This is a genomic window from Psychrobacillus soli (assembly GCF_006861775.1).
GTDB classification, from domain to species: domain Bacteria; phylum Bacillota; class Bacilli; order Bacillales_A; family Planococcaceae; genus Psychrobacillus; species Psychrobacillus soli.
The window spans coordinates 1-4,397 of record NZ_VDGG01000089.1; the positions used below are offsets into that span (position 1 = coordinate 1).

Annotated in this window: 5 protein-coding genes; 4 read left to right on the forward strand and 1 reads right to left on the reverse strand. The window is 36.7% G+C overall.

Translation table 11 applies throughout. The annotated features are described in order from the left end of the window. Positions 1 to 351 (reverse strand): ATP-binding protein (locus tag FG383_RS20655; RefSeq protein ID WP_425467674.1); only part of this gene is annotated, 351 nt, incomplete at its 3' end. A gap of 468 nt (positions 352 to 819) precedes the next feature. On the opposite strand from FG383_RS20655, the gene plsY reads away from it, so the two are divergent. The 4 genes from plsY (at position 820) to istB (ending at position 4,341) form a co-directional block, all read left to right on the forward strand. Continuing rightward, positions 820 to 1,425, forward strand: coding sequence for a glycerol-3-phosphate 1-O-acyltransferase PlsY (plsY, locus tag FG383_RS20660; protein ID WP_142609546.1), 606 nt, complete (start codon positions 820 to 822; stop codon positions 1,423 to 1,425). 31 nt (positions 1,426 to 1,456) lie between these two features. After that, complete coding sequence (locus tag FG383_RS20665) at positions 1,457 to 1,750, forward strand: HesB/YadR/YfhF family protein (RefSeq protein WP_142609547.1); 294 nt, start codon at positions 1,457 to 1,459, stop codon at positions 1,748 to 1,750. A gap of 300 nt (positions 1,751 to 2,050) precedes the next feature. Then, entirely contained in the window at positions 2,051 to 3,598 is a 1,548-nt protein-coding gene (gene istA / locus FG383_RS20670) for an IS21 family transposase (protein WP_142609549.1), read from the forward strand. After that, the gene (gene istB / locus FG383_RS20675; protein ID WP_142609548.1) at positions 3,595 to 4,341 is read left to right on the forward strand and encodes an IS21-like element helper ATPase IstB; all 747 of its coding nucleotides are present in this window, start codon (positions 3,595 to 3,597) and stop codon (positions 4,339 to 4,341) included. The genes istA and istB overlap by 4 nt, the downstream gene beginning before the upstream one ends. Positions 4,342 to 4,397: the final 56 nt, after the last annotated feature.

The following is a 4,397-nucleotide window of genomic DNA, read 5'->3' on the forward strand; positions in this document are numbered from 1 at the left end:
CCCACCACTAGTTTTATATCCACCTTGACCAAATTTCCCACCTGCATGTAAAACAGTGAAAATAACTTCCGCAGTTGGAATTCCAGTTTTGTGCATTCCTGTCGGCATTCCCCGACCGTAGTCACGGACCGTAATACTTTGATCCGCATGAATTGTCACTTTTATATGATTACCGAAACCAGCCAAACTTTCGTCGACTGAGTTATCTACTATTTCATAAACTAAATGATGTAATCCACGCGCGTCGGTCGAACCTATATACATCCCAGGTCTTTTTCGAACGGCTTCTAACCCTTCTAATACTTGGATATCATCATCACTATAGCTCGTTAATATTTCATCTTTACTCAAATACGTTCCCTCCAAAAAACAAAACATCTGTTCTTTATTCTCTATTTAGCGTACAAACAGATTATCATTATGTCAATAGTTCCAAAAGAAAATCGCAAGGCGAAACAGCCATTGCAAACGAAACAGGCAACTTAAAACGCCAGAATTTAATTGTAGGTAATTATCCATTAGATTGCAATCTGCCTTTGTGTAGGATTCTCTATCCTAGTGCAATATTCCTTCTTTATGGATTGGTTCATCTTCTATCTCAAGGATTACCCGTAACATCCATGTTATCAATCATTTTGGATGATGTCCTGTACTAAGTATAACTCTATTTCGTTATTTTGTTCGTTAAATGTTGTTGGTACAGTGAAGTAATGTTATTTTTAGTGAAGTTATTTTTCTTAACATTGAACAAAACGAAGCGTGCGTGGTAAACTGAAATAGTTCAATATAATATGAGTTTCATAACTAAAGGAGTATGCTATGACTATCATCATTTTACTTTTACTTGCCTATATAATTGGGTCTATCCCTTCCGGCTTATGGATAGGGAAATTATTTTATAATACAGATATTCGGGAACATGGCAGTGGGAATTTAGGTGGAACGAATACGTTTCGCACGCTCGGTAAAAAAGCAGGACTAGTTGTTACGATCATGGATATTTTAAAAGGAACAGCGGCAACACTTTTAGGATATTTAGCTATATTTGAATCTACATCTGTACATCCGCTTATTCTTGGGATTATTGCAGTAATAGGGCATATGTTCCCTGTTTTCGCTAAATTTAAAGGTGGAAAAGCGGTTGCGACGTCCGGAGGTATTTTACTTGCTTACAACTGGCCACTTTTTGTACTGTTAGTTTTAGGATTTTTTATTATTTTAAAGATAACGAAGATGGTTTCGTTAACTTCCATGATTTTAGCTATTATTGCACTTATTTATTCAATTGTTTATTACTTCACAGTGGAAAAAGATTGGCCTTTAATTGCGATGCTCGTTCTAATAGCTGTTTTTATCTTTTATCGTCATCGGACAAACATTGAACGTATAAAAAATGGCACGGAACCGAAAGTAAAATGGATTTAACAATTATGTCTAGGAAAGCTTGGTGAATAGCTTGAGAATATTTATTTCGGATGATGCAGTTAAGTGGTTTCAAGAGGAAATGGAAATAAGTAATGGAGACACTATTCGTTTTTATGCACGCTATGGTGGATCAAGTCCAATACAGCAAGGTTTTTCACTTGGTATGACAAAAGATACACCGTTTGAACCGGTTGTTACAGTAAAAGTTGGAGAAGTTTTATTTTTCATAGAAGAAGTAGATGAATGGTATTTCGATGGGCATGATTTGTATGTAGATGTAGATCACAAGTTAGATGAGTTAGCCTATACGTATAAAAAAGCGTGATTTAATATCACGCTTTTTTTTATGGAAACTTCATCAGTTTATCTAGCAGAGCTTTCCTGAAACTCTAATTGACTGAAATTTTAGTTTTATACAAAATGATTCAGCTAGAATGTAACAAATAAATAAAATTAGTCGTATATTTGATTGAAAAAATCATAATATACGACTATTTGTGTAACCGCTATACTAAAACAGACAGTTTTCGCTGAGATGCCGTGAACACTTTCGCCAATCTAACAGACCATCTAGTAAACTAGAATTATTCGTTTACTGGAGGTAAGAGACTTGGAGGAAAAGCTAGTGTTATATATTGAGATTCAACAATTGTTTAAACGTAAAATGAAGATTGCACAAATCGCTAAACATTTAAAAGTGAACAGAGGGACTGTCTATAAGTATTTGGGAATGTCTTTTGAAGAGGCACAGGAGTATTTAGGAAACCCTCTTCAAAAACCTAAGAAGTTAGATCCCTACCGGGATTGGATTGTCGCTTGGTTAGAGGAGTTTCCACATTTAAGTGCAGCGCAAATTCAAGATTGGTTATTAGAGCGTCATCCTGATTTAGAAATAGGTGAAAGCACAGTACGCTCTTATGTAAAAGAAATTCGTGAAATATACCAGATTGAGAAAAAAGCCATCGCCAGACAGTATGAGTCCGTTCCAGAACAGCCTATGGGTAAACAGCTACAGGTGGACTGGGGGCAAACAAAGCAGAAAACGACCGAGAAAAAAGAAGTGAAGTTGTATTTCATCGCTTTTGTGTTAGCTCATTCGAGGTATAAATATATGGAGTGGCAAGACCGCCCTTTCACAACAAAGGATGCCATTAGATGTCATGAAAATGCATTTCGTTTTTATGGTGGATGTTCAGAGGAAATTGTTTATGACCAAGATCATTTACTTACAGTTAGTGAAAATGCGGGTGACTTGATCTTAACATCTGAATTTCAAGCATATGTGAAGGATCGCAAATTCCGCGTTTATTTATGTCGTAAGGCGGATCCAGAATCTAAAGGGATGATTGAAAATGTGGTGAAATACATAAAAGGTAACTTCGCAGATAGTCGAGTTTTTAAAGACATTGAAAGCTGGAACATGAGTGCTTTACAGTGGTTAGAGCGTACAGGAAATAAGAATGTACACAATACAACGAAAAAGAGACCAGTTGAAGTGTTTCTCGTCGAAAAGCTACACTTACAACCCGTCTCTCCACTACTTTCATTAGAAAGTAACCATACCGTAATTATACCAAGGAATGTAAATAAGGACAACACGATTCGATTTAAATCCAACCGTTATTCAGTTCCCGTAGGAACTTACGGGTCGCAACAAGATAATCAAGTGTATTTGGAAATACGAGGAGAACAACAAAGTATCCTTGTCATCCGCAAGCACCCTGATAACGAGATCATTGCAGAACATCTGATTAGTACTGAGAAAGGAAAACTCATTAAAAGTCGTAGCCATACTCGAGATCGTTCCAAAGGAATAGAAGAGTTGAAAAGAAACGTAATTTCTCATTTCAAAGAACAAGAAGCCATCTGTGTGTATCTGGATGAAATTTGCCTAAAATACGCCCGTTACCGCCGAGACCAATTAGCAATTCTTCAATCTGTCATTAAGGACGCCCCTGAATGGATTGATCAGGCGCTTCAAAAGTGTATCCATGAAAACCTCTACAGTGCCAATGATTTTCGCGATGTAGTAAGTTATCTGAAGTTATCGAGGGAAGAATCAGTTGTAGCAATAAAGGAAACTAAAAAAATATCTACATCTAAAGCTAAAATTCAAGTAATCCCCCGCTCTGTTAGTACATATACAAGTATTTTGAAGGGGAATGCCCAATGAATAAAACAGTGAAGGAATTACAAGATCATTTTCGCCAATTACGTTTAGCAGAAACTTCCGAGGAGCTTCCACAGCTCCTTCGAGAAGCTGAAAAAGCATCTTGGACATATTTAGAATTCCTAGAAGCGATTACATCATTTGAGTTAAACAAACGTGAAACAAAAAGTATTGAGAGACGAATCAAATGGGCACGGTTTCCCTACTATAAAACGCTTCTAGAATTCAACGTAGAGGAACAGACAGCCTTAACAGCTCGTCAATTAGCGCAATTACAAGAGTTTAGTTGGTTAGAGCAACAATATAATTTGATTTTATTAGGCCCGCCTGGTGTCGGCAAAACATTTCTAGCCATAGGGCTAGGAATAGAGGCTATTCAACGAGGATTTCAAGTATATTTTGTGACGATGGGAGAATTAATCCAACTATTAAAAACGCAGGAGTTTACCCATAAGTCACAAGTGCAAATAAAGAGAATACAAGCATCTGATTTAGTGATTATTGATGATTTGATGTATATGGCAATGGATCAAAGGGAAGCGAATCTGTTCTTTCAGTTAATCAATCATCTTTATGAACGAAGTTCGATTATTTTAACATCCAATAAAAGTCCAGACCAGTGGACCGAATTAATGGGTGATGAAGGAATTACGACAGCCATTTTGGATCGTCTTTTACATCGTGTGGAGGTTATTCACATGGAGGGAGACAGCTATCGCATGAAAAACAGGCAGCACGTATTTTAAGCAAAAGTGTTCATTTCAAACGAGCAAAAACTGTATGTTTTCACTTGACGGTTACA